General features: G+C 36.3%; 6 protein-coding genes. 5 read left to right on the top strand and 1 reads right to left on the bottom strand.

The features are described 5' to 3' along the window. The first annotated feature begins 52 nt into the window (after window positions 1–52). From ACIR131C_RS0117930 to ACIR131C_RS0117920, 3 genes are all read left to right on the top strand, one after another. Entirely contained in the window at window positions 53–262 is a 210-nt protein-coding gene (locus ACIR131C_RS0117930; RefSeq protein WP_028091302.1) for a hypothetical protein, read from the top strand. 116 nt (window positions 263–378) lie between these two features. Beyond that, the gene (locus ACIR131C_RS0117925) at window positions 379–966 is read left to right on the top strand and encodes an L-threonylcarbamoyladenylate synthase (protein ID WP_028091301.1); all 588 of its coding nucleotides are present in this window, start codon (window positions 379–381) and stop codon (window positions 964–966) included. Continuing rightward, window positions 953–1,843 (top strand): sensor histidine kinase, encoded by an 891-nt coding sequence (locus ACIR131C_RS0117920; protein WP_334310856.1) that lies wholly within the window; start codon window positions 953–955, stop codon window positions 1,841–1,843. Before ACIR131C_RS0117925 ends, ACIR131C_RS0117920 begins: the two co-directional genes overlap by 14 nt. 149 nt (window positions 1,844–1,992) lie before the next feature. Here ACIR131C_RS0117920 and ACIR131C_RS0117915 read toward each other — a convergent pair whose 3' ends face one another. Continuing rightward, on the bottom strand, window positions 1,993–2,739 hold the full coding sequence (locus ACIR131C_RS0117915) for a DUF1868 domain-containing protein (RefSeq protein ID WP_035372428.1): 747 nt from the start codon (window positions 2,737–2,739) through the stop codon (window positions 1,993–1,995). A gap of 124 nt (window positions 2,740–2,863) precedes the next feature. Here ACIR131C_RS0117915 and holA point away from each other — a divergent pair, with 124 nt between their 5' ends. Both holA and ACIR131C_RS0117905 read left to right on the top strand, forming a co-directional pair. After that, entirely contained in the window at window positions 2,864–3,850 is a 987-nt protein-coding gene (gene holA / locus ACIR131C_RS0117910) for a DNA polymerase III subunit delta (protein ID WP_028091298.1), read from the top strand. 261 nt (window positions 3,851–4,111) lie between these two features. Continuing rightward, on the top strand, window positions 4,112–4,594 hold the full coding sequence (locus tag ACIR131C_RS0117905; protein WP_028091297.1) for a DUF4168 domain-containing protein: 483 nt from the start codon (window positions 4,112–4,114) through the stop codon (window positions 4,592–4,594). Window positions 4,595–4,873 lie beyond the last annotated feature (279 nt).

The following is a 4,873-nucleotide window of genomic DNA, read 5'->3' as shown; positions in this document are numbered from 1 at the left end:
ATTATTATATAATATATTATATTGTCTCCCTTACTCCCAGGAGTATTTTCTAATGACTCAATCTTTAACCCCAGAACTTACCAATCGTAAACCCAGTCCTGATGATTTTGAAAAACCTGCTATTGCTGATTTAACAAATGTGATTATTGATGATAGAGAACCAGTGGATAATTTAATTTCTGAAAAACAACGTGCTGATCAAGAAAGAAAAAGGGTAGAATATTTAGAGGACATTTTGCGATCGCCAGGAATCAACTTTTAATATCATGTTAATTTATATCCCTGTCTTCTATGATCAGGAAAAATTAAAATCTCAAACTTTGCTCCTTTGAGACTTTGCGCGAAACACAATTCATACTTTCACTTACAAATATAAATATGACAGAAGTTTCCCTAGAAATCCTGATCAAAGCTGCTAAAGCTGGAAAATTAATCAGTTTCCCCACAGATACAGTCCCCGCGTTAGCGACCATACCGCAACAAGCAGAATTAATTTATGCTGCTAAAAAGCGCAGTTTGGATAAACCATTGATTTTGATGGCGGCCATTGCTGAAGATTTGTGGGATTATGTTCAAGGTAGTCAGATAGAATACCAAATTTGGCAAAAAGTTGTCAATAAATATTGGCCAGGTGCGTTAACTTTGGTTTTACCAGCTAGTGACAAAATTCCCCAAGTAATGAATACTGCTGATTTAACGACCATTGGTATTAGGGTCCCAAACAATAAAGTTGCTCAAACTATTTTGGCGCAAACAGGTCCAATGGCTACAACTAGTGCTAATTTATCAGGTCAACCTGCTTTGGAGAAAAAAGCAGAAATAGAATCTCAATTTCCAGAGGTTCTGACTTTAGAATCAATAGAATATCAAGGTTTGGGAATCCCTTCCACCGTCGCTAAATGGACAGGGAAAGATTGGCAGATTTTAAGACAAGGTAGTATTAAATTAGAACATGATGAATTTTAGTAATTGGCTATATTTGGGAATAGGAATAGGTATAGGTTTATGTTTTTATAAATTACTTTTAGAATCTCGTGAATCTTCGCCCATTAGCACCTTAAATACTTCACAACATCGAGAAACTGAACTTTTGCAAGAATTACAGCAAACCCAATTAGCATACTATAAAGCCCAGGAAATGGGTCAGTTTAAAGCGGGGTTTTTGGCCAGAATTAGTCATGAATTGCGATCGCCATTGGGTAGTATAATCGGATTACATCAGTTAATTTTAGCAGATTTGTGTGAAAATCCCGAAGAAGAACGGGAATTTATTGGTCAAGCTCATGAAAAATCTCTGAAATTATTAAAACTAATTGATGAAATTTTGAATATTTCCAAAATAGAATCTGGGAGAAATAAATTAGATATTCACAGTTTTCAATTAGCTGAATTTTTAGAAGAGGTTTATAAATTAACTTATTTATTAGCAGTCAATCGCAATTATCCTTTTACTCTATCACCACCAGATCCAAAAATTTACATTTTCGCAGATTCCCGCTGGCTTAAACAGATATTAATCAATTTAATAGAGAGTACAATTGAGCAAATAGAAACAGGTAATATTTATCTTTCTAGTCATTTATCGTCCACGGCTAATTTTGTAAATATTTGCTTAGATATACCAAATGATGCTGTAATTATCAGTGAATCTATGGATTTAATGAAAGGGGAAAATCCGACATTTGAGACAAATATAGTTTTGTCACCAGCCATGAAACTTTTATGTAATCAAACCCTAGTAGATTTAATGGGAGGAAAGTTAGAAATTTTACCTTTATTCACCCAGGACAAAGCCAGATCACAGTTAACTAGGCTGCAAATATCCATACCTTTAACGAATTAGCCGATGTTTGTTTTTATACTTAATTTCATGTCACTCCGTATCGGCGTAGTCTATTTGTGTAGGAGCAAATTACGTTGGCTTTTTATTTTATCCTAGTCCGCAGCAGCGGACTATGGTTTTATAGTAGCGAATATAATTCGCCCCTAGCTTTAAAAATATAAACTCGGCCAGTCTGGTTGACGATAATAGTGGGTCATATCGTCAAATTTTCGTAATTCCACCTTATTAAGCAGAAAATCTGGGATATTTAATGACAATGACTGATTAAAATCAGAAAGTGTATCACTGAGTCTTACCCGGTCTAATTCCGGTGAAATTTCACCAAAATACCCTAAGGTGATATGGGCTGTAAAATGATAATGTTGCTCAATACCTAAACCCATTAATCTGCGATTTTGATAAATTATCCGCCGGAATTGAATAATTTCCTCATAAGAACATTTATCCTTGGGTACTAAACACACACCTATAGCTCTAGGCATAACAATTAATCCTAACATTTGCCAAGAGATAGAATGAGATCCCTTTGTCATCAACTCTTGATATTGTTGAAACCTTTCAGCTAACTGAGAATTTAACTCTTCAGCGAATTGGGGATTTTTTTTACAAGCATGATCAAAAGCACTGTCCCAAATCAAATCCGCCACTGTCAGATGAAAACTAGCAGCAGGAACGGGTACAATCAAATCATCACTAATGGGTAGCTCTAGTAGTTGCTGTTGATAGGCTTGTATTTGGCTGTAGAAAGCAGCGTTCTTTGTATCTTCCTCTGCGGGTGGGGTAATTAGGGTATAACCGGGAAAAGGAGCAGCTTCCCTGACCCCACCATGAACCCTAAATTTAGAAGATTCTTGAATGTGCTGAATTTGGGTTTTGTAGGCCTCTGGTAGCGTCATGCGTGCTACCCGGTTTAAATAGGTTTGGTAGTTGTCGTCCAATCTTGATCACCTTGCGCTCTTTTGATAGATTGTAGGGAAAATTACTCGATTTGACTAAATTGATTTTAAATTTTGAATTGCCATGCCAATTTATGTTTATTGGGGTGAAGATGATTTTGCTATGGAAAAAGCCATAGCAATTTTGCGCGAGCGCGTTCTTGACCCCCTATGGGCAAGTTTTAATTATACCTCATTTCCCCCAGAACAAACAGATTCTATTGTTCAAGCTTTAAATCAAGTAATGACACCTCCATTTGGTGCTGGTGGTCGTTTCGTCTGGCTCATGAACACAACTATCAGCCAAAACTGCCCAGATCATATCTTAGCAGAATTACAACGGACTGTTAAAGTTATCCCCCCAGATTCTACTTTACTATTGACCAGTCGCAACAAGCCAGATGAACGTCTTAAAAGTACAAAACTTCTCAAACAATTTGCCACATTTTGTGAATTTCCCCTCATTCCTCCCTGGAAAACAGAATTATTAGTTCAATCAGTTCAACAAGCTGCTCAAACTCTGGGACTAAAATTAAATCCTCTAGTTGTCGAACTATTAGCAGAATCAGTAGGTAATGATACCCGTCTTCTCTACAATGAACTAGAAAAATTACGTCTTTATATCCAAAGTAGTCGCAAACCTTTAGATGTGAATATAGTATCTGAGTTAGTCAGAAATACTACTCAAAATACCTTACAATTGGCAACAGCTATTAGAACTGGAGATACCCCAAAAGCTTTAGGAATATTAAATGATCTCAGTAATTCAGCCGAACCTGGACTGCGAATAGTTGCCACACTCATTGGTCAATTTCGCACCTGGTTATTAGTGAAAATGATGATGGAAACTGGTGAACGCAACCCGCAAGCGATCGCTCAATTTGCGGAAATTACTAACCCTAAACGAATATATTTTATACAACAAGAAGTAAAATCTCTCCCATTAAAGCAACTCATCTTGGCCTTACCTGTACTGTTAGAATTGGAAGTAAGCCTCAAGCAAGGTGCATCTGAAACTTCAACACTACAAACTAAAGTTATCGAAATGTGTCAAATATGCCAAGGTAACTGATATTGCCATCGCTATAATATTTATTGTATCATATATACTCGAAATATACCCAAAATGGTGAATAATTTTACTGTTCCTGGAGGAAAAACTAGATTTTCAATCTCTTCCTTTCCCCCTCTACAGAGATTTACCACGGGGTTAATTTTAGGTCATTTGCAGTACGGATTCGATCTTGACCGGAACTTCTAGGTCAGAAAATAATTCAAACCCATCATCATATTCTTGATTTTTTATCTGTGTCACTTAGTCATCTACTATATTATGAGCGAAATTTACAGTCTTCATTTAACCAATCGGTTACACCAAATTCTTTCTCAACCTTTGATTTTGGCGACTATTACCACTGTAAGTCTGATTTCTGGTACTTTTGACTTCAATTCCCAAGCAGTCGCTCAAACTTTCAATATCAAGGATATAGAAATAACTAACTATGTCAAAGCTGTATTAGAAATGGAGCCAGTCCGTCAGCAAGCCTTTGAGGAAATCAAAAAAATCATCGGTAGTAAAGACATTCCCCAAGTAATCTGTCATGATTCTGCAAGCCTCAATGCACTACCCACTAAAGCACAAGATATCGCTGTAAATTACTGCAACCAGTCTCAACAAATAGTAAGAAAGTTTATCACCGTTGAAAGATTCAATGAAATCACCTTAGAAAAACAAAAAAACACCACACTACAAAAACAACTTTATAAAGCATCACTAAATTTACAAAAAACCTCTCCCCCCAGACCCTCTAAATAAATAATTAACCTCAACTGGTCGGACCTTGGGACGAAAATCAATGAGCATCAGCTAATATCATAAGTGCTGCGATTAGATCCTTTGCTGCTGAATTATTCCTTTCCTGACTTGTATTTATCACAAAGGACTATCGGCGTTATTCATATTTTTCTAGAATGCTCCAACCACCTCAAACCGACCTGAATCCCTTATTCCACAAGCTTTCGACCATTAAATTCACCCAATTTAAAAAAAAGTTTTTCAAAACCCTTGACAACAACAGGCAGCATTGATATATTA

It is taken from the genome of Dolichospermum circinale AWQC131C, assembly GCF_000426905.1.
GTDB classification, from domain to species: domain Bacteria; phylum Cyanobacteriota; class Cyanobacteriia; order Cyanobacteriales; family Nostocaceae; genus Dolichospermum; species Dolichospermum circinale.
The sequence above is the reverse complement of the archived record's forward strand: the minus strand, read 5'-3'. Positions and strand labels throughout refer to the sequence as shown.